A 19,555-nucleotide genomic window follows, 5' to 3' on the forward strand; every position below is an offset into this window, starting at 1 on the left:
TGCCTTAGACTTCCTTCAGATTCCACCTCACGGTGGACACCCTTGTCCTCAGCTCATGGTTCCGACTACTACGGCCCATAGCGGACTTTCACCACCTAGCTAATACCCATGCCGGGCGCACTAAAAAAGAAAAAAGGCCGAATCCATTTCCAGCCTCTTTCCTAAATTATATTAGTTTAACTCCTTCAACATCTGGGTGTAAACGGACTACTTTTCCCTTTAGCCCCGCAGCATGTACTGCCTGTTCAAATAATCCGTAATCGTCATTATCGATAACTGTCATTACTGTTGGTCCGGCGCCGCTTAAATATGTTGCTAGTGCTCCATGTTTTTTTCCTAATTCACGAATTTGATCTAATTCTGGAACTAGCTCTTTGCGATATGGTTCATGAAAGCGATCTGCCTCCATTAATTTAAAAGCTACATCATAGTTTTTAGCAAACAAACTAGCAACAAAGGTATTAGCAACCGCGCTCGCATGAACAGCTTGGGAATATTCTAGTTGATATGGCAAGGCAGCTCGCGCATCAGCTGTTTTTAGATTATAAGGCGGGATATATGCAGCAAAAGCATAGGGGAATAAGGGCGCTTCAATCGCAGAAAAATGCCCATTAATATGTGTCCCCACTACTAATCCCCCTAGAATAGTCGGTGCGACATTATCAGGATGGCCTTCAATCTGGCTGGCAATCTCAACTTTTTCTTCCTTGCTAAGGTTCAGGTTCTTAAGCTGATTTGCTAATTCGATTCCAGCAACAATTGCGCTTGAACTACTTCCTAATCCATGTGCTATCGGAATTTCACTGACTACCTGCAGGTGCTGTGGCGGCAAATCCGGTGCAACACTTAATGCCGTTGTTACAATCATATTCGTCTCATCATGAGGGAGCTTCCCAAGCTGGTGATCAACTTGCCAGTTATCGCTTGGACCAAGGACTTCTAATTTTAAATACAAAGAGACTGCAATCCCAATCGAGTCAAATCCCGGGCCAAGATTAGCACTGGAAGCAGGTGCTTGAATAATCATTATACTTCCTCCTATCCCATCACTTTATAAGCCGCCGACAAGTTAATTGACTGATCATTAGCTACTTTAGTTAGTAATGTCTGTAATTGTTCTTTGCTCATCCGGTGAGTAATGATTGCAATGTGCGCAATTTTGCCATCTTTTGTTTGGGTTATTTCACGAAAACTAGCATTAATATCCGTCATCATCTGGGTTAGCTTCAACATTTGCCCAGGAACATCCGGCAAGGTTAACGATAAATAATATGGATATTTTATATCAGCAAGTTTTGCCGGAATATAAGGTTGTTGGTAATTATTAAAGAGATTCCCATTAGTTCCCAGGATAATGTTTTTCGTTACCGTTGTAATATCACTTAACACACTGTTAGCAGTTGGCAAGCCCCCTGCACCGCGGCCATAGAAGAGCGTATCACCGACCGCTTGGGCTGTAACCATTACTGCATTAAATTCATTATTGATTGTTGCTAAAGGATGATCACGGGGGATTAACACTGGGCCAACTTCGACAAATACTCCATTATTAACCAGCTTGGTAATCCCTAGTAATTTAATTACGTATCCAAATGACGCTGCTTGTTGAACATCAGCGTCATTCAATCGGTCAATCCCTTCTACCGCAATGTCCTTAATATCTAGTTGAGTTCCAAATGCAAATTGACTTAATATAATCATCTTGTAAGCCGCATCCTTACCCGTCACGTCATTGGTTGGATCACTCTCTGCAAATCCCAGCTGTTGTGCTTGGGTAAGTGCTTGGTGGTATGACCATCCCCGCTGGCTCATTTGCGTTAAGATGTAATTCGTTGTTCCATTTACAATTCCCTTTACTTCAGTAACCTTATCTGCCGTAAAGCTATTAGCAATCGTCCGCAAAATAGGAATCCCACCAGCCACACTCGCTTCAAACATTAAGTCACAGTGATTTTCATGCGCGACAGTCATCAATTCTGGGCCATAAGACGCAATCAAATCCTTGTTCGCTGTGACCACGTTCTTATGATTTTTTAATAAGGTTGTAATATATTCTTTAGCCGGATGAATACCACCCATAAGTTCAACGACAATTTTTATTTCATCATCATTCAAGATTTCATCAAAATCAGTTGTTAAAGAAGTTTCATCAGCATACTTATTATAGTTACCAAGGTTTCGAACTAAAGCTGTTTTAACTGTTAACTTGCACCCAGTAACATCGAGAATTTTATCCGCATTTTGTTGAACCATCTGTAAGACTCCTGACCCGACCGTACCCAGACCGAGCAGTCCCAGTTTAATGTTTTTCATTTTCCCGCCTCAGTTTCTCATTGTTTTTTCATTTTCAGCATTGTACCATAGCATATAAGAAACATACAATTAAAATAAAATCACCTTTGAAATTGGAGGAATTATCATGGACTACCGTAGCACTCAGGGAGACTTATCAACGATTTTAAAATCACCAACTGCTATCTTACAAGGACTTTCTCCAGACGGCGGTCTTTATGTACCGCTTCATTTTCCTCAACCAACTTATAACCTTGCAACCTTAATTTCGTTGCCGTACCAACAACTTGCTGCAACTATTCTTAACTGGTTTTTTGATGAATTTACGAGCGGCCAACTACTGAAAAATGCAAATACCGCTTATGGTAGTCAGTGGGATAACCGTTTAATTGCCCCATTAACGCCCAAACACGCCAGCAATTATTATCTTGAGCTTTTTCACGGGCCGACACTGGCATTTAAGGATATCGCCTTACAAATGTTACCCCAATTAGTGTCACGTGCTGCACAAAACACCCAACTAGAAAAACAAATCGTTATCCTCACCGCAACTTCTGGTGATACTGGAACAGCCTCAATGCGAGGGTTTAGCAATCAAAAAGACACACAGGTAATCGTCTTCTACCCTGCTGGCGGGGTTAGTCCGGTTCAATTACGCCAAATGCTGGGGCAGCCTGGATCAAACCTCCACGCAATCGCAATTAAGGGTAATTTTGATGATGCCCAAACAAGCGTTAAACATATTTTCAACGATCAAGCATTTAATGACCGCCTTGCGCAAAATAATAACTGCTTTTCCTCAGCTAATTCAATGAATATCGGGCGGCTTATCCCCCAAATTGTGTACTATTTTGCTGCATACGGACAGCTTGTTCATACAGGCGGGATCCAACTAGGGGAGAAAGTTAATTTCACCGTGCCGACTGGTAATTTTGGCGATATCCTCGCTGGTTACTACGCTAAAAAATTAGGCTTACCAATTAACAAGCTCTTGTGTGCTTCTAATAAAAACAATGTATTGACCGACTTTTTCAAGAGCGGAAAATATGAGCGGCGACGCAACTTTTACCTAACTAACTCACCAGCAATGGATATTTTAGTATCAAGTAATCTTGAGCGGCTCCTCTTTGATCTTTATGATGAAAGCTGCGTAACAGTTGCTAAATTAATGAAGCAATTAGCTACTGACGGTCACTACCAGGTAGATTCCACCGTATTAAATAAGCTTCAGGAGCAATTTGTGGCTGGTTTTGCGACCCCAGATGAAGTTGAAGCCGAAATTAAACGAGTATATTTAAATGATGGATATGTTATTGACCCGCATACTGCAGTGGCATCACATGTAACACATCAATATCAGCAACAAAGCCATGACACAACTCCCACAGTTATCGTGTCAACTGCCAGTCCATATAAATTCCCTGAAACCGTCTACCACGCACTAACCAACCAAAAAGTTAGTCAAATCGGGCTTCCTGCTCTTCAACAGTTACATGATCTTCTGGGAGATCAGCTTAGCGCTGGTGTCCAAGCGTTAGTAGACCAAACGCCGCGCCAAGAAAAAGTCATTAACCCAGCAGACATGGAAACATTGATAAGTAAAATTTTAAACTTAAAGTAAGCTACCCTTGACGCTGCCGGTATTCCCGTAGTGTCATCCCTACCCGTTCCTTAAATATTTTACTAAAATAACTCGTACTAAATCCCGCCCGCAAAGCAATATCCGTGATCGAAAGCTCCGAATGCCGCAATATTTTCTTTGCCTGCTCAACCCGGTAATTTAATAAGTATTCAATTGGCGTTTGGTGAATGTTTTTCTTAAATGACCGAATACATTCTTTGGGACTAATATTGACCGCAGTTGCACTATCATTAATTGTTACCTTTTCCGCATAGTGTTTGTGCAAATACGCTAAAATATTTTTGCTGCGTTCACGTGGGATAACCGTCAATTGCTGGTGTTGTTCTTGAAACTTAATTTCAGCAATTAGTGTCAACCAAGCTTGTGAAAGGAGATTGCGGATTTAAAATTACTTATCAGGCTGGTCCGCTACATCTGTTAGCTGGTGGAGTAAGGTAATGAATTTTTTGCCGGTCGGGTTAGATTCTTGAATCACCAAAACTTCAACTGAACGATTTTTTAAAACAGGGTTTAGGTATTTAGTGTAAAAAGCACTATTGAAATACCTGCCAAGCAGAAATGGAAATGTCACAATCATGTCCTAATGCTACCGGTGGGCACAAGGGATCAGAAAGTTCTTTATTATGATGACATGGTACAAATCTACAAAATGGCTAACCAGGAAATCTAGCTTATGTTACGATTAGGAATTATTGGAACCCATACTATTTTTGACCAGATGATTCATGCAGCACAAGATACTGGGAAATATTAACTTACTGTTGTATATTCCCGTAAGCTTAGCACCGCAGAAGCATTTGGCAATAAATATAGGCTTCGCGACACGCTAATAATTGACAGTATTTTCGATACTAAGAAAGTGACTTATCTTAATAATCAGGGGAGTATTCAAGTTATCAATAACCACTACTTAGATAACACCATGTTTGACGAGTTAAACGATTTTGCACAACTCTTTACTAACCCCGAATCGCCACAGCAGCAGGATAATTATCAACGATGGATTGAACTAGCTAAAATTGTTAATATGACTCTATACCGTCTCCGTAAATCTGCAAATATTATTTTTCCAAGCGACTACTAATTAATCAACTCATTAAAAACGACAACTTAAGATGATATTTTAGAAATCACAAAAAGGGTTCCAGAGTTCGTTACCGAGCACTGGAGCCCTTTTTCGGCGTTATTTATACCGCTGCTTCATTTGTTCTTTAGTCTGCATTTCCTTCTGATTTAGCAATTCCGTCACGTAAAGTTGCCATATCAACTGTACTCTCCCGAAATTCTTGATTATGAATCGGCAGATGTTGTTCCAGATTATCAAAAATTTCAAAGCTACCTGTTAATTCTGGGGCATCAAACGCCAGAAGGTGACCAGCAAATTGCCGATCATCGCTAATAAAATGAAGATGCCAGCCCGCTGCTGTAATCGTGCCAAAAATTTCTGGGGCATAATAACCGATAATGGTTCCGGAAATATTTTCAGCCGTAAACTCAGGTTGATGTTGCGCAACATCGAGTAAAGTCGGGTATGGTTTTTCTTGTTTCGGAGCAATTCGAATTTTAACGTGCTCAAACTCACCGCTTAATTGTAAGAATGCAAAAACATTAGCAAGCTTATGTTCTTTAACAAAATCATTATTAAGTTTAGCAAAGTTTACATTTCTTAATGTTATATCCTGTTGCTCAGCAGGAAAATGGACTGAGGCGAATGGCATTGTAGCATCCATATCTGTAATGTGGTTGACCTGACCATTCGAAACCGCTTGGTACACTTCGTTATTCAGGATAACAACCTCACCGTCTAAGCCAGTAAAAGTACCGATTCCCATCGAACCATGTTTTAGCAAATTACCGACAGTAATTGTGCCATCAAAATTTCCTGCCATCAAAGCAGCTAACGTTCCGTGTTCATATAATGTTGTCATAATCTTTGTTCTCCTCTTAGCCAAGTTGTGAATCAATCAAGTTAGCAGCTAATTCTTTATTATTACTGTAATCAACTGGCACATCTACCACAACTGGGCCGTCAATATTAAACGCTTGACTGAGTACCTTAGTAAGGTCAGCCGGCTTATTTACTCGCAGTCCAGTTGCACCAAAACTCTCAGCATACTTAACGATATCAACATTTCCAAATTTAACACCAGCTGCTTGCGAATACTTCATCTCTTCCTGGAACTTAACCATGTCGTAATGACCGCCATCATTCCATACAATCGTTACAACATTAAGATGGTGTTGAACGGCTGTCGCTAATTCCGCCCCAGAGAAGAGGAAGCCTCCATCCCCGCAAACTGCCACTGATTTATATTCGGGATAAAGCATCGCTGCAACCATCGCCCATGGCAAGCCAACGCCTAGTGTTTGCATCCCGTTACTGATTAACAAGTGTCGTGGCTGGTAGCAGCGGAAATGTCGTGCCATCCAGATATAGTGGGAACCCACATCGAGCGCAACGTGCATATCATCAGTAACATTTTCTTGAATTGCATGCACAACTGCTAACGGATGGCTGGCATCATTGCTTGTTGGTACTTGAATCTTTTTATCTTGGTCAAGTTCTTGCTTATACTTAGCGAGTTGCTCAGTGGCTGCAACAGGATATTCATACCCTTTTAGTAACTTATCAAGCTCCGTTAAGCTTATAGCAATATTACCAACTAGTTGCATGATTGGCGTATAGTGGTTATCAATTTGCGCTGGCAAGGTATCAAGGTTTACAATTCGCAGATTCCCCTCCTTGTTCCAGTTTCGTGGTTCATATTCAATCGGATCATAACCAACAGCAATAACAAGGTCGCTTTGTTGAAGAAGCTGATCTCCTACTTGATTACGGAAAAGGCCAATCCGTCCAAAGTATGACTGTTGTTCTAAGTCACGTGATACTACTCCAGCCGCTTGATATGTTTCAACAACAGGCAATGAATAATCACTTAATAATTTGCGGAGAGCAGTCGTAATTTCTTCATCCGCGCCCCGTTGACCGACTAAGATAACCGGCATTTTACTATTTTTAATTAGTTCGACTAGTTTTTGTAAGTCATTTGGATCAGCAGGACCCATCTTAGGTGTTTCATAAATTGGCAATGGCTTTTCAGTTACCTCAGCATCATCAACGTCTTGTGGAAGACTAACGAAAGCTGCTCCCTTACGTGCATCCTGACTCGCTTCAAATGCATTGGCCATAATTTCTGAAATATTATTAGGGTCTTGAATTTCAGCGCTATATTGCGTAATCGGTGCCATAATTTCAGTTGAAGGCGTGCTTTGGTGGGTTGCGCGGTGAAGGTCTTTCCGTTGTACTTGTCCCCCAATCGCTAACATTGGATCTCCTTCTGCGTTGGCTGTCATGATCCCAGTTGCTAAATTACCAACTCCTGGGCCAGATGTAGTGATCGCGACCCCTGTTTTTCCGGTTAAGCGACCATAAGCTTGGGCCATAAACGCCGCATTTTGCTCATGCCGGGTAACAATTAATTTAGGTGCATCTTCACTGTCTTGACCATCTAGTCCTTCAAACAAACGATCAATCTTCGCTCCGGGAATACCAAAGACGAGATTAACCCCGTGTTTTCTCAAACTATCAATAACAATATCTGCGCCATGTAGTTTCTCTTCCATTAGTCATTCACCTCTACCTAATTAAACTTATAAAACGATATACCTCTACTGTAGTCCTTATTTTATAATTTCACAAGAAAACGATTAAGTTCACATAGCAGTATATCAATAACTTCAACCCGCTAGCCTTGAAAAGTTTGTGAAAAAACATCGATGTACGTTATTGCACAATCGATGTTTTGTGTTGGTTATTTAGAATAATCCGGTAATTTTACCATTATCGTCAATCGTCATGTTTACAGCCGCTGGTTCTTTAGGGAGGCCTGGCATTGTCATCATATTACCAGCTAATGCCACGACAAAGCCGGCACCGATCTTTGGTACCAATTCCCGAATATGGAAAGTAAAGTCAGTTGGGGCACCGAGTTGTTTTTGGTCATCTGTAAATGAGTACTGGGTCTTAGCAATACATACTGGCAAGTCATTCCATCCATACTTAGCAAATCGCTTCAATTGATTTTGTGCTTTACGGCTAAATGATACTTCTTTAGCACCATAAATCTGCTTAGCAATCTTCTCTAACTTAGTTTGAAGGTCATCAACTTGAACGTCATAGATATGAGTAAATTCACTTGGACTATCAGCAAGTTCGACTACTTTATTAGCTAAATCATGGGTACCTTTACCGCCCTTAGCCCAAGCATCAGTCAAAATTGCTTCAACATTTTGCTTAGCACAGTCATCCTTAATCATTTGAATTTCTTTATCGGTATCACTGACAAAATGGTTGATTGCAACTACGATTGGTAACCCATATAATTGCATATTCTTAATGTGACGATTAAGGTTTGCCATTCCTTTTTTCAGCGCATCAAGATTTTCATCATTTAAGTCTGCAAGTTTGGCACCGCCATTGTATTCTAGCGCTCGGACAGTCGCTACGATGACAATTGCATCTGGATGCTTACCAAGAACACGTTGTTTAATATCAAGGAATTTTTCCCCACCAAGGTCAGCCCCAAAGCCAGCTTCCGTCACAGTATAGTCAGAAAGGTTAAGGGCAGTTTGCGTCGCCAAAACGCTATTACACCCATGGGCAATGTTGGCAAATGGTCCCCCATGTACGATTGTTGGCGTATGGTCTAAAGTTTGGACAAGGTTAGGCTTTAATGCATCTTTCAAGATAATTGTAATTGCATCCTGAAAATTAAGCTGGCCAACTGTGACCGGTTCTTTATCGTATGTATATCCTACTACAATTCGACTAATCCGTTCTTTCAAGTCATGAAGACTAGTTGATAGACATAAAATTGCCATCAACTCGGAAGCAGCTGTGATGTCAAAGCCTGTTTCACGTGGAACACCAGCCATTGGACCGCCAAGACCGGTAACTACATTTCGGAGAGCACGATCGTTAACGTCTTCTACCCGTTTCCAGATAATTCGCCGCGGATCAAGGTTCATTGCATTATCACGCATAATATAGTTATCAATTAAAGCGGCCAAAGTATTATTAGCACTTGTAAGAGCATGCAAGTCACCGGTAAAGTTCAGGTTAATATCTTCCATTGGAACAACCTGACTATATCCACCACCAGTTGCACCACCTTTGATTCCAAAAACAGGCCCCATCGATGGTTCACGCATTGCAATCGTTGTCTGATAATTTAACTGATTTAATGCATCCCCTAAGCCAATGAGGACAGTCGACTTCCCTTCACCAGCAGGAGTAGGGTTGATGGACGTAACTAAAATTAGTTTATGTTTTTTATCAGGTAAAGGCTTTACATTTAAATCAATTTTGGCTTTATACTTACCATATTGTTCGATTTTGTCTTCTGAAAGTCCGAGTTTCTCGGCAATTTCTGTAATTGGTTCCAGTGTCGCTTGGTCTGCAATCTCGATGTCTGTCATGAATATCAGCTTCCTTTCTTTAGACCTATCTTAATTTCATTATACACTAACTCAAGACTTTTTCAGCAATTTTGCAAAATAAGTTCGATTTTAATTAACTTTATCCAGTGAATTAACATAAATTGTTCGGATAACAAAAACTGGGAGAAAACTTTTCCTCCCAGCCTTAACTGTTTCCATGAATAGTAGCAAGACATTATGGAAATAGCTTCGCGTCGCCACAAGGCTAATTCTCACTCACACTTCTTTTTTTATTCTTTTTGCACCGCGAATGGGCTTTACGCCTAATACATCAAGTAAGAAGGTAAAGATTGGTACCCCCACAATCAATCCCCATGTACCAAAAAGATGTTCACCAATCAGTAATACGATAAAAGTATAAAAGATTGGTAGATCTGTCCGGCTAGACATAAACTTAGGATTTAAGACGTAGGCCTCCAAAGTATGGATGATGATAATCATGATGATAATGTAAACCACATCGCGAATTCCACCGACTGAGTAACCAACCATCGCCAATGGGATTGTTGAAATAATTACTCCAGCAACCGGAACCAAACTAAAGATAAACACAATTAACGATAGAGCAAAAATCTGTGGCATCCGCATAAATAATAGGCCAATCGTGGTAATCACCGTATTGCAAATAGCAATAAAAAATTGGGCCTCTAATACTACCCCAAAAGTATTGACAAATTTTTTACCAAAATAATCAATATCCTGGAAAAACCAGCCAAAATCACTATCTAAAAAGCTATGAGAAAATTCATTCATTTGTTTTAATTCAAGCGTATAGAAAAAGCTCAAGATTAAAGACATTACAAATGAAACGGTAATTGCACCAATACTTGTCAAAGTGCTAACCGCGATTGTTATCCCATGCCGAACCTGACTCATAATAGTGGCGGTACTTATGTAATGGCTGACATAACGATATATCATCGTCGCTTGATGAGTACTATAGAAATGAACTACTGAATTGACCATTTTAACAACTTGCCGAGATAAAACTGGTAAATAGCGGGTCACCCCTAAGTATAAGAGAACAATTAACAATACATAGGTAACGATTACAATTAAACTTGTCGACATTCGTGGTAACCATCGCTGGACGAGTCTTACCCAACTAACAACAAGATAAGTAAGAATAAATGTAAATAAAATTAAATTCATCATTGATCTCATTAGCCAGAGTACGACAATGATTAATAATAAGACAGTGAAACGCCGTAGTTTTACATTCTCAATAAAATGCTTCCAGGCATTCGTCATTCAATCATCTCCCTATTTTTCCTACCAATTAGCATAGTAGCAAGCTTTCATTTTTTCAGCAATTAGTTTATCGCTTTCTTATGAAATGTTTTTATTAATTGTCTTAAAACACTTTTATTTTAAGGGTGTTATAATGAGTATTATTATTGCAGAAAGAAGGATGCGTTTCATGTTAGAAAAGACGTTCTACAAGTCACTACTAAAGCACTCATTTAACATTCCCGTAAAGATCGTATTTTGGGATGGATCAAGTGTTATCTATGGTGACGGAACTCCTGAGGTAACTATCACCTTTAATGAGAAAATTCCAATGCGTGATATTACCAAGAACGCCTCAATTGCACTTGGGGAAGCCTACATGGATAAGAAAATCGAGATCCAGGGTAGCATTCAAGAATTGATCGAATCAGCATATGAAAGTGCCGATAGTTTTATGCGGAGTTCTAAGTTCCGCAAATTTTTGCCTAAACAAGGCCACTCAGAAAAAGAGAGCAAAAATGATGTCCAAAGTCATTATGATGTTGGGAACGACTTCTACAAGTTATGGCTTGATGATACGCTAACTTACTCATGTGCTTATTTTACTGATGGCAACCATGATGATCTTACAAAAGCACAAGTTGATAAGGTTCATCACATCTTAAAGAAGCTTGATCCAAAGCCTGGCAAAACATTGCTTGATATTGGATGTGGTTGGGGAACATTAATGTTAACTGCTGCAAAAGAATATGGCTTAAAAGTTACTGGAGTTACTTTAAGCGAAGAACAATATCGCTTTGTTAAGGAACGGATTGAAAAAGAAGGTTTGCAAGACGTTGCCGAAGTTAAACTTGTTGATTACCGTGAACTTGGTGACCAAAAGTGGGATTACATTACATCCGTTGGTATGTTTGAACACGTTGGAAAAGAAAATCTAGGTTTTTACTTTAAAGATATCCAAGGTTGCCTTGCTGATGATGGTGTTGCCTTGATTCATGGTATCACTCGTCAACAAGGCGGTGCATATAATGGGTGGATTAACAAGTATATCTTCCCTGGCGGTTATGTACCTGGTCTCGAAGAAATGATCGGTCACATTGAAGAAAATCATATGCAAATCGCTGATATCGAAATGCTTCGCCGTCACTATCAACGCACCCTCGAAATTTGGGACATGAACTTTAATGAACATCGTGCTCAAATCCTTGATATGATGGGTGAACGTTTTACACGGATGTGGGATTTATATCTTCAAGCATGTGCTGCATCATTTGAATCTGGAAATATTGATGTTATTCAATACTTGATAACTAAGGGTCCTTCAGGTAAAAACTTACCAATGACTCGTGATTACATGACAAAATAGAACAACCTAAGATTAGTTCAGGACGAAAAATATCTCGTTCTGGACTTTTTTGTTACTCTAAAGATAGAGCGTAGAGCTGGTGAGAAATCTTTATTTTCTCCAGCTCTTTCACAAACTTACTCTTTGAAACCTTTTAATATTATTCGTGTTTTAGTTTAAAAATAGGTTGATTTAAATTAAAATGTTCGTTATTATAATAACACATTCGAATGTAACTGTTCTATCACTTTCAGAATTTCAAAGGAGTATATAAATTATGCAAAGTCAATTTTCAACTGTTGAAGAAGCATTAAACCAATTAGTAAATGGTGGTTATATCATCTTATCCGATAATGAAGATCGTGAAAACGAAGGTGATTTAGTAGCTTTGGGTGAAAATGTCAACGCTGATACTATCTATGAAATGTTGAACGAGGCAAATGGTTTGATGTGTGTACCAGTAAGCGAAGATATTGCTAAACATTTAGCGTTTAAGCCCATGGTAGAACATAGCACTGACCCACACCAAACACCATTTATGGTTACTACTGATGGTACCTTAGAAGCAACCGGTGTTACTACTGGTGTTTCTGCTTTTGACCGCGCAGCAACGATTCGGCAAATTGCCAAGCCAACTGCCCAAGCATCTGACTTTAATCATCCCGGCCACATTCAACCTCTTTACGCTCAACCTCATGGATTAAGAGACCGAATTGGTCACACCGAAGCAGCTATTGATCTTGCCTATTTAGCAGGAAAGGCACCAGTTGCTGTTATTATCGAAGTGTTAAAGCGTGACGGCACGATGGCTCGTCGTGATAGTCTGTCAGTCCTTGCTAACCGAGTTCATGTACCATTTATTACAATCAATCAAATTATTGAGTATTTAGATGTAAAGGGAATCGATTATGCCGCTGACCTCGCTAAAGTAAATGCTTAATTAATGTATTCCCTTTCATTTTCGATTACGTTAAAATATAGACATAATTATCTATGAAGGGATGTTTAATCATGGATGGTGCGATTTTTTCGTTTAATAATATCTTTGTTAATACAAATAAGTTATCCTTTACTGCATGGCAACGTTTTGCAATGTATGAATTTGGGATGGGATTACCTGGAAAATTAGCTTCCCAATTCGATAACCTTACTCCTTCGCAAGGGCTCTCCCTAGTCTTAGCACATTTTAATGCTAATCCTGCCCCAAGCGAAAAGGCTTCAATGATTGCAGAATGGCAAAAATTCCTTAACGAAGAAGCGGATAGCCTAAGTGAAAAGGATCAACTTCCAGGGATTAAGCGTCTTTTACTAAATCTCTATGATCATTACGTTAGAATTGCCGTGTTAGATGCTAATGGAGATGTACAAAATGTCCTTAAACAAATTGGCCTTGATAATTATGTCGATAGTATCGTTAAGACTAATGATAAAGAAAGCCCATATCTAACTGCTGTTAATCAATTAAATCTTATCGGAGCTAATTGCATTGGAGTTGGAACGACAGCTCATGATATTGAAAATATTCACCATATAAATGCAATTGCAATTGGCGTTGGTGATGCTACAACACTAGCAAATGCAGATTATCAAGTAGTACAAGTTGGTGACTTACGCTACCCAATGCTTCAAAAGATTTGGGAAGATAAACAATAAGATAAAGCCTAAGATTAATTCAGATTAACTTTTTTCTGAATCAATCTTAGGCTTTTTTGATAATTAATTATTATGATGCTTGCTCTTTACTCCAGCTTAACGGGTCTTTCCGCCATTCTTGAAGAGACTTGAGGTGGTCCGCACTAATTTGGTCATTTTCCTTTGCGACCTTAATCAAAGTCATATAATCCGTTACTGAATAGTATTTTAGTCCATTTGCCATAAAGTTTTGTTCAGCAGCTGGCAAGTCATAAGTAAAGACAGAAACAACGCCAATTACTTTTCCGCCTGCATTGTTAACCGCCCGCACAGCGTTTAATACACTACCACCAGTTGAAATAAGGTCATCAATCACGACGACTTTTTGTCCTTCTTTAAGCACCCCTTCAATTTGCTTGCCTTGACCATGATCTTTCGGCTTAGTCCGAACATAAATCATCGGTAATTCCATATTCTGAGCAACCCATGCCGCATGAGGAATTCCAGCGGTTGCTGTCCCGGCAATAACATCGGCCTCACTAAAATGAAGTTTAATTTGTTCAACCATCCCATTAAAAATTGCTTGCCGAACTTCTGGATAAGAAATCGTCAATCGATTATCGGTATAGATTGGAGATTTTAGACCACTTGCCCAGGTAAATGGTTGGTCTGGGCTAAGGGTAACAGCATGAATATCTAATAATGCTTTTGCAACGCGTTGTGAATATGTCATTTTTCTTCCTCCTCATTTAAGAATGCTTTTTGGACTTCTTGATAAGCAGCAACTGGGTCAAAGCTCTGAGTGATTGGCCGTCCAACTACGATCGCATTGCTCCCATCTATTCTTGCTTGTGCTGGTGTAACCACTCGCTTTTGATCATCTTTTATTGCATGAGTCGGGCGGATTCCTGGCGTTACACATAGGAAATCATCCCCAGTCACTTCACGAATCGCCTTGATTTCATGGGCTGAGCAAACCACGCCGGCCAATCCTACTTTTTCTGCTAAGCGCGCGTAACTTTGGACTGACTCAATCAACGACAAATCAACATGCTGTTGTTCATGGAGAATTTTTTCATCAATCGAAGTAAGTTGGGTAATTGCTAATAACTTTGCTGGTTCAACGCCTGCTTCCTTAGCTCCTTCTTCTAGACCGGCTAATCCGGCAATCAACATTTCACTGCCTCCAGCTGCATGAATTGTCGTAAAATCAATTCCCAATCGGCCAATAGCTGCCATTGCGCGATGAACAGTATTCGGAATATCGTATAATTTCAAATCAAGGAATACCTTAAATCCCCGCTTTTTTGCCTCTTTAACAATTACTTGTCCCAGGCCATAATATAATTCCATTCCAATTTTTACGATCGGCTGCGGTTTTACCATTAATTTATCAAATAGGTCAATTGCTTCCTGCTTAGTTGCAACATCGATAGCCACCATCGGTACGAAGCGTTTCAAAATCTTACCTCCCATAAATCCGTAAGTTTCTTAATCCCGTATCTATCCATTACGATTGGTAAATCAGCTGCAATTTTCGGGCAAGCCAATGAATCATGAAAACTAGCTGCCCCGATTTGAACAGCATTAGCACCCGCCATCATAAATTCAAGAACATCTTCAGCTGATTCAATTCCACCCACGCCGATGATCGGTAAAGAAGAAACCTGACGGACCTGGTGAATCATTCTTAATGCTAAAGGTTTAATGGCAGGACCTGATAAGCCGCCCGTTACATTAGCTAAAGCCGGGCGCCGAGTTTTTAAGTCGATGCTTAATCCCGTTAACGTATTAATCATCGTCAGGCCATTAGCACCCCCTTGCTCAGCTGCTTGCGCGAGGGGAACAATATTAGTTACATTTGGTGTTAGCTTTACATAGATGGGAATTCCTAGGGCAGCTTTAACTACTTGTTTTACTAATCGTTGAAGCACTTCTGGATCAGTTCCCATTGCCATCCCGCCGTGTTTTACATTCGGACATGATACGTTTAATTCAATTGCTTTCACCCCAGCCGTATTAGCAAATTCACTAACAACTTTAACGTATTCGTCTTCAGAAAAACCAGCAGCACTTGCAATAATCGGTAGTTGCGGATAATTTTTTCGTAACCACGGAATTTTTTCATTAGTTGCTGCGGTAATGCCCACATTCTGAAGACCATTAGCATTAAGCCAACCGGCACTGGTTTCACAAACTCGCGGACGCGGATTACCTTGACGGGGATGGAGGGTAGTAGACTTTAACACAAGGGAGCCTAAATGATTAAGATTATACTTTTTAGCTGCTTCTTGCCCATATCCACAAGTCCCACTTGCCGCAATAATCGGATTTTTTAGTGATAATCCCGGCAATTCAACTGCTAATCGTTGTGTTTCTTGCATTATCCTTCTCCCTCCAGATATACGAGTTTTCCATCGACATAAGTTCGCTTAGTCATTCCGTATACTTGTTCACCAACAAATGGAGTATTGTGACCCTTAGAGAAAAACTGGTCTGGTTGAATTACATCTTGATGATCGATATCAAATACAGCAATATCTGCTGGGTCCCCTACCTTTAATAGTCCAGCGTTATCAAGGTTAAAAATCGCTTGCGGTTTAACGGCCATCCAGTCAATCAATTGGGCAAGCGTAAAGATACCCGTTTTAACAAAGTGGGTATAGAGTAAGGCAAAAGCTGTTTCTGAGCCAACAATACCATTTGGTGATTTAAGAAATCCTTGCTGCTTCTCCGCATCGGTATGTGGCGCATGATCAGTAGCAATACAATCAATCGTGCCATCCAATAGCCCAATTAAGCAAGCCTGTTGGTCAAGACGCTGCCGAAGAGGTGGATTCATCTTAAATTCAGCATCATCCTCTTTAATATCAGCATCGGCTAAAAGTAAATGATGGGGAGTCACTTCACATGTAACGTTAATTCCTTGTTGTTTGGCATGACGAATCAGGTCAATACTTTCTTTAGTTGAAACATGGCAAACATGATAATGGACCCCAGTTGCCTGAGCAATCACCAAATTCCGAGCAATTTGCGCTGTTTCACTAATCGCTGGCATTCCTGGTAGTGCTAGTTTTTTAGCAATAGTTGCCCCATCATTAATTACCCCATTTTGTGCAAGTTGATTATCTTGCGCATGATCACATAACGGAGCGTTAACTTTCGCTAGTTGTTGCATTGCTTGGTATACAACTCCAGCATCTTGAATTCCCGCACCATCATCGCTAAAAAGACGGGCACCTGCAGCATACTGCTCAGCAACATTAACTGCTTGTTTTCCAGCCCGACCAACTGTAACTGGTGAATATTGGAGGATTTTTACCAGTCCAGCTTTCTCGTTCCGATCAACCTGTTCTTTAAATTTTTCTGGTGTGTCACATGTCGGATTAAGGTTGGCCATTGCAGCAATTGTCGTAAAGCCACCATGTGCAGCGGCTTTACTTCCTGTAGCAATCGTTTCTTTATTGGTATAGCCTGGTTCACGAAGATGGACATGAACATCAATTAGTCCTGGTGTAATCAAGCCATTATCCAGGTCGACTTTTTCTGCATCACTTGGTGCCTGGATATGCTCGCCAATTGCCTTAATCTTGCCATCTACAATCAAAACTTCAGTCTTAACCAATTCATCATTATAAATTCGTCGGCCATTCGTTAGTAAAACTGCCTTACTCATCGTAATCACCTTTTTACATCAATCCTTGGTAACGAAGAATTCGACTAAGAATTGCCATCCGGGTATATACGCCGTTTGTCATTTGTTGGAAAATGCGTGAATTAGGCGCTTCTACAAGAGAGCTATCGATTTCAACACCCCGGTTAACAGGTGCCGGATGCATAATGATTGCCCCCTGCTTCATCTTTGCGGCTCGCTCTAAAGTTAAACCATAAGCTTGGTGATATTGATTAGCGTCAAAAGCTTGACCGTCAGCAGTCGTTAGCCGTTCATTTTGAACTCGTAGTAAATTAACTACATCCATTTGAGGAAGCAATTCGTCAAAGTCACCAAAAGTTCCATATTGTTCCAGTGTAGGATCATACCATTTTTCTGGGCCAGCAAAATAAACCTCTGCTCCTAGACGATTAAGCATCATTGCATTTGAGTGCGCTACTCGGGAGTGACTAAGATCACCAATAATTAGTACTTTTAACCCCTTGAAATCGCCAAATTCTTCATTAATTGTCATCATATCAAGTAAACATTGCGATGGATGTTGGCCGCTACCATCACCACCATTTACAATTCCGATCTTAAGGTCTGAATGATTAATCAATTGGTTGTAATATTCATTTTCAGGATGACGGATTACCGCAACATTTACACCGATTGATTCCATTGTCTTAACAGTGTCATAGAGGCTTTCCCCTTTTTTCACTGAACTCGTGCCCGCTTCGAATTCTAGTACATTCATTCCCAACTTCATTTGTGCCATTTGGAAACTAGTCTTTGTTCGGGTTGAGTTTTCAAAGAAGAGGTTAACCGCGTATGCCGGTGCAGTGAGAACCGCTTGCTTTCCAGCTTTATATGCTTGGGCTTCATGAATTAAATCAATTGCATCTGCTGCATCCATGTCGGCAACTGTTACTAAATTTGGTTGAATTCTTTCTGTACTAATCATCAATAGCGCTCCTTTTCCAGTCTAATTACAACAAAACAGTGATAACTTCCCATTTAAATTTCGAGAGGCATCACTGTTTGCTTTTAGGATATAAGTAGGCTAAAAACAACATACCGTTCTGCTCTCTCTGGAAACAATTAAATGGTCGGTTGTTTCAAAATACCTATTGATTTTACTGGCGTATTCTTGGTGCTACTGCTTAAAAGAAAACCTTCTCAGCAATAGCTAAGAAGGTGTACTTAAACGCTCAATTAAATCCTTCCTAGCCTCACGGGACTAAGTTAAAGGTATTTTTGTTACTTATGATAATAAGCGTAGTTTGCGAAATTGTCAAACCTTTTTTCTATTTTTCAAAGGATTCTTTTAGAGCTTGCCATAACTCTTCTTGCTCTGCCGTGTGTTCTACATTTTTACGACGAACAAATGCAAGGTTTTGAGTAACTTTGGGAACAATCGGCACTTTAACCACTTTACTATCTAAGTTTTCACTTATTGATTGTTCCATCAACAAGGTTATCCCCATCCCTAAAGCAACCATATTTATTAATGTTCTTCCTTTTTCTCCTTCAAAAACAGAATATAGTTCAAACCCAGCCGCAGCACAAACCTGTTGAACAAAGACTGCAAATGGATTTTGATGGTTTAGTGTTAAAAATTTTTCTGCTTTTAGATCAATAAGCGTTAATTCCTTTTGTTTAGAAAGTGGGTTCCGCGCTGGGATATAAGCTACTAAGTCATCAGTTCCCACTGAAAGCACCTCAAAATCATCGGGAAGTTTGCCGGCATAACTAATAAATGCCAGCTCGCTTTCCCCTTGTTGTAGCTGTGCCATTGGATCAACATCTTCAACAAGATTCATTTTATGTTGCTGGGCTAATTTTTTAACAACCGGGGCTGCTTGATAATTGGCAAAGCCTGGGACGACAGTAACTTTGATCGCTTCTTCTGCTTCCTTTTTTCGATAATCCGTAACTACCGATAATAATTTAGCATGTTTTTGAGCAATCTCAGTGATCAACGGTAAAACGCCCCGATTTCAGTTAATTCAACTACGCCGCCTTCAGGTCTAATAAGCTTGATGTTAAGCTCTTCTTCAAGCGCCTTAATTGTGTGAACCAATTCATCAACCGTTATCCCTGATTTTTTTGCTGCATATTGATAATCCAAAGTATTAGCAAGATTAACAAATGCAATTGTTTGCTTAAAATCCAACGTACTCACTTCCTAAAATAAAAGGGATTGGCTTCTTCGCAAGTTAGAAACCAATCCACTGTTTATAATTATAACAAAACTACT

At 39.9% G+C, this 19,555-nt stretch carries 19 protein-coding genes; 5 read left to right on the top strand and 14 right to left on the bottom strand.

Annotated features, from left to right (window positions below; translation table 11 throughout):
- Window positions 1-166: 166 nt before the first annotated feature.
- Window positions 167-1,027: a homoserine kinase gene (thrB, locus tag AACL61_RS07630; protein WP_086141979.1), complete on the bottom strand. Its 861-nt coding sequence runs from the start codon at window positions 1,025-1,027 to the stop codon at window positions 167-169.
- Window positions 1,028-1,038: 11 nt separating this feature from the next.
- Window positions 1,039-2,313, bottom strand: a complete 1,275-nt coding sequence (locus AACL61_RS07635; protein ID WP_086141978.1) for a homoserine dehydrogenase — start codon at window positions 2,311-2,313, stop codon at window positions 1,039-1,041.
- 106 nt (window positions 2,314-2,419) lie between these two features.
- Between AACL61_RS07635 and thrC the strand changes: the two genes are divergently transcribed.
- Window positions 2,420-3,913, top strand: a complete 1,494-nt coding sequence (gene thrC / locus AACL61_RS07640) for a threonine synthase (protein ID WP_086141977.1) — start codon at window positions 2,420-2,422, stop codon at window positions 3,911-3,913.
- A 1-nt stretch (window position 3,914) separates the two neighbouring features.
- Here thrC and AACL61_RS07645 read toward each other — a convergent pair whose 3' ends face one another.
- Entirely contained in the window at window positions 3,915-4,289 is a 375-nt protein-coding gene (locus AACL61_RS07645; protein ID WP_086141976.1) for a helix-turn-helix domain-containing protein, read from the bottom strand.
- Between the two features lie 504 nt (window positions 4,290-4,793).
- On the opposite strand from AACL61_RS07645, the gene AACL61_RS07650 reads away from it, so the two are divergent.
- Window positions 4,794-5,018, top strand: a complete 225-nt coding sequence (locus AACL61_RS07650) for a hypothetical protein (RefSeq protein ID WP_085679950.1) — start codon at window positions 4,794-4,796, stop codon at window positions 5,016-5,018.
- 127 nt (window positions 5,019-5,145) lie between these two features.
- On the opposite strand, the gene budA is transcribed toward AACL61_RS07650, so the two are convergent.
- The 4 genes from budA to AACL61_RS07670 all read right to left on the bottom strand — a co-directional run bounded on the left by budA (window position 5,146) and on the right by AACL61_RS07670 (window position 10,684).
- On the bottom strand, window positions 5,146-5,862 hold the full coding sequence (budA, locus tag AACL61_RS07655) for an acetolactate decarboxylase (protein ID WP_086141975.1): 717 nt from the start codon (window positions 5,860-5,862) through the stop codon (window positions 5,146-5,148).
- A 16-nt stretch (window positions 5,863-5,878) separates the two neighbouring features.
- Window positions 5,879-7,558 (bottom strand): acetolactate synthase AlsS, encoded by a 1,680-nt coding sequence (gene alsS / locus AACL61_RS07660; protein WP_086141974.1) that lies wholly within the window; start codon window positions 7,556-7,558, stop codon window positions 5,879-5,881.
- A 192-nt stretch (window positions 7,559-7,750) separates the two neighbouring features.
- Window positions 7,751-9,412 (bottom strand): formate--tetrahydrofolate ligase, encoded by a 1,662-nt coding sequence (locus AACL61_RS07665; RefSeq protein ID WP_102816127.1) that lies wholly within the window; start codon window positions 9,410-9,412, stop codon window positions 7,751-7,753.
- A gap of 237 nt (window positions 9,413-9,649) precedes the next feature.
- Window positions 9,650-10,684 (bottom strand): AI-2E family transporter, encoded by a 1,035-nt coding sequence (locus AACL61_RS07670; protein WP_003670372.1) that lies wholly within the window; start codon window positions 10,682-10,684, stop codon window positions 9,650-9,652.
- 169 nt (window positions 10,685-10,853) lie between these two features.
- Here AACL61_RS07670 and AACL61_RS07675 point away from each other — a divergent pair, with 169 nt between their 5' ends.
- The 3 genes from AACL61_RS07675 to AACL61_RS07685 all read left to right on the top strand — a co-directional run bounded on the left by AACL61_RS07675 (window position 10,854) and on the right by AACL61_RS07685 (window position 13,661).
- Window positions 10,854-12,029 (top strand): SAM-dependent methyltransferase, encoded by a 1,176-nt coding sequence (locus AACL61_RS07675; protein ID WP_102816128.1) that lies wholly within the window; start codon window positions 10,854-10,856, stop codon window positions 12,027-12,029.
- 256 nt (window positions 12,030-12,285) lie between these two features.
- Complete coding sequence (gene ribB / locus AACL61_RS07680) at window positions 12,286-12,948, top strand: 3,4-dihydroxy-2-butanone-4-phosphate synthase (protein WP_339111201.1); 663 nt, start codon at window positions 12,286-12,288, stop codon at window positions 12,946-12,948.
- A 53-nt stretch (window positions 12,949-13,001) separates the two neighbouring features.
- Entirely contained in the window at window positions 13,002-13,661 is a 660-nt protein-coding gene (locus tag AACL61_RS07685; protein ID WP_102816129.1) for an HAD hydrolase-like protein, read from the top strand.
- 70 nt (window positions 13,662-13,731) lie between these two features.
- Here AACL61_RS07685 and pyrE read toward each other — a convergent pair whose 3' ends face one another.
- The 7 genes from pyrE to AACL61_RS07720 all read right to left on the bottom strand — a co-directional run bounded on the left by pyrE (window position 13,732) and on the right by AACL61_RS07720 (window position 19,471).
- Window positions 13,732-14,373 carry an orotate phosphoribosyltransferase gene (gene pyrE / locus AACL61_RS07690; protein WP_003670364.1) on the bottom strand — a complete coding sequence of 214 codons (642 nt, stop codon included), beginning with the start codon at window positions 14,371-14,373 and terminating at the stop codon, window positions 13,732-13,734.
- Window positions 14,370-15,116 carry an orotidine-5'-phosphate decarboxylase gene (gene pyrF / locus AACL61_RS07695; RefSeq protein WP_019253190.1) on the bottom strand — a complete coding sequence of 249 codons (747 nt, stop codon included), beginning with the start codon at window positions 15,114-15,116 and terminating at the stop codon, window positions 14,370-14,372. The genes pyrE and pyrF overlap by 4 nt, the downstream gene beginning before the upstream one ends.
- Window positions 15,098-16,024, bottom strand: a complete 927-nt coding sequence (locus AACL61_RS07700; RefSeq protein ID WP_152720342.1) for a dihydroorotate dehydrogenase — start codon at window positions 16,022-16,024, stop codon at window positions 15,098-15,100. Before AACL61_RS07700 ends, pyrF begins: the two co-directional genes overlap by 19 nt.
- Entirely contained in the window at window positions 16,024-17,316 is a 1,293-nt protein-coding gene (locus tag AACL61_RS07705) for a dihydroorotase (protein WP_003670360.1), read from the bottom strand. Before AACL61_RS07705 ends, AACL61_RS07700 begins: the two co-directional genes overlap by 1 nt.
- A gap of 13 nt (window positions 17,317-17,329) precedes the next feature.
- Window positions 17,330-18,259: an aspartate carbamoyltransferase catalytic subunit gene (locus AACL61_RS07710; protein ID WP_078009409.1), complete on the bottom strand. Its 930-nt coding sequence runs from the start codon at window positions 18,257-18,259 to the stop codon at window positions 17,330-17,332.
- A 343-nt stretch (window positions 18,260-18,602) separates the two neighbouring features.
- Window positions 18,603-19,277, bottom strand: a complete 675-nt coding sequence (locus AACL61_RS07715; RefSeq protein ID WP_231125357.1) for a substrate-binding domain-containing protein — start codon at window positions 19,275-19,277, stop codon at window positions 18,603-18,605.
- Window positions 19,274-19,471: a LysR family transcriptional regulator gene (locus AACL61_RS07720; RefSeq protein WP_225362753.1), complete on the bottom strand. Its 198-nt coding sequence runs from the start codon at window positions 19,469-19,471 to the stop codon at window positions 19,274-19,276. Before AACL61_RS07720 ends, AACL61_RS07715 begins: the two co-directional genes overlap by 4 nt.
- Between the last annotated feature and the right edge of the window lie 84 nt (window positions 19,472-19,555).

The sequence above is a fragment of the Limosilactobacillus reuteri subsp. porcinus genome (assembly GCF_036621895.1).
Lineage (GTDB): Bacteria > Bacillota > Bacilli > Lactobacillales > Lactobacillaceae > Limosilactobacillus > Limosilactobacillus reuteri_J.

Excerpts from the sequence above, each read along its gene's own strand:
- thrB (WP_086141979.1), bottom strand. The coding sequence starts at position 1,027 with ATGATTATTCAAGCACCTGCTTCCAGTGCTAATCTTGGCCCGGGATTT.
- AACL61_RS07635 (WP_086141978.1), bottom strand. The coding sequence starts at position 2,313 with ATGAAAAACATTAAACTGGGACTGCTCGGTCTGGGTACGGTCGGGTCA.
- thrC (WP_086141977.1), top strand. The coding sequence starts at position 2,420 with ATGGACTACCGTAGCACTCAGGGAGACTTATCAACGATTTTAAAATCA.
- budA (WP_086141975.1), bottom strand. The coding sequence starts at position 5,862 with ATGACAACATTATATGAACACGGAACGTTAGCTGCTTTGATGGCAGGA.
- alsS (WP_086141974.1), bottom strand. The coding sequence starts at position 7,558 with ATGGAAGAGAAACTACATGGCGCAGATATTGTTATTGATAGTTTGAGA.
- AACL61_RS07665 (WP_102816127.1), bottom strand. The coding sequence starts at position 9,412 with ATGACAGACATCGAGATTGCAGACCAAGCGACACTGGAACCAATTACA.
- AACL61_RS07670 (WP_003670372.1), bottom strand. The coding sequence starts at position 10,684 with ATGACGAATGCCTGGAAGCATTTTATTGAGAATGTAAAACTACGGCGT.
- AACL61_RS07675 (WP_102816128.1), top strand. The coding sequence starts at position 10,854 with ATGTTAGAAAAGACGTTCTACAAGTCACTACTAAAGCACTCATTTAAC.
- ribB (WP_339111201.1), top strand. The coding sequence starts at position 12,286 with ATGCAAAGTCAATTTTCAACTGTTGAAGAAGCATTAAACCAATTAGTA.
- AACL61_RS07685 (WP_102816129.1), top strand. The coding sequence starts at position 13,002 with ATGAAGGGATGTTTAATCATGGATGGTGCGATTTTTTCGTTTAATAAT.
- pyrE (WP_003670364.1), bottom strand. The coding sequence starts at position 14,373 with ATGACATATTCACAACGCGTTGCAAAAGCATTATTAGATATTCATGCT.
- pyrF (WP_019253190.1), bottom strand. The coding sequence starts at position 15,116 with ATGGGAGGTAAGATTTTGAAACGCTTCGTACCGATGGTGGCTATCGAT.
- AACL61_RS07700 (WP_152720342.1), bottom strand. The coding sequence starts at position 16,024 with ATGCAAGAAACACAACGATTAGCAGTTGAATTGCCGGGATTATCACTA.
- AACL61_RS07705 (WP_003670360.1), bottom strand. The coding sequence starts at position 17,316 with ATGAGTAAGGCAGTTTTACTAACGAATGGCCGACGAATTTATAATGAT.
- AACL61_RS07710 (WP_078009409.1), bottom strand. The coding sequence starts at position 18,259 with ATGATTAGTACAGAAAGAATTCAACCAAATTTAGTAACAGTTGCCGAC.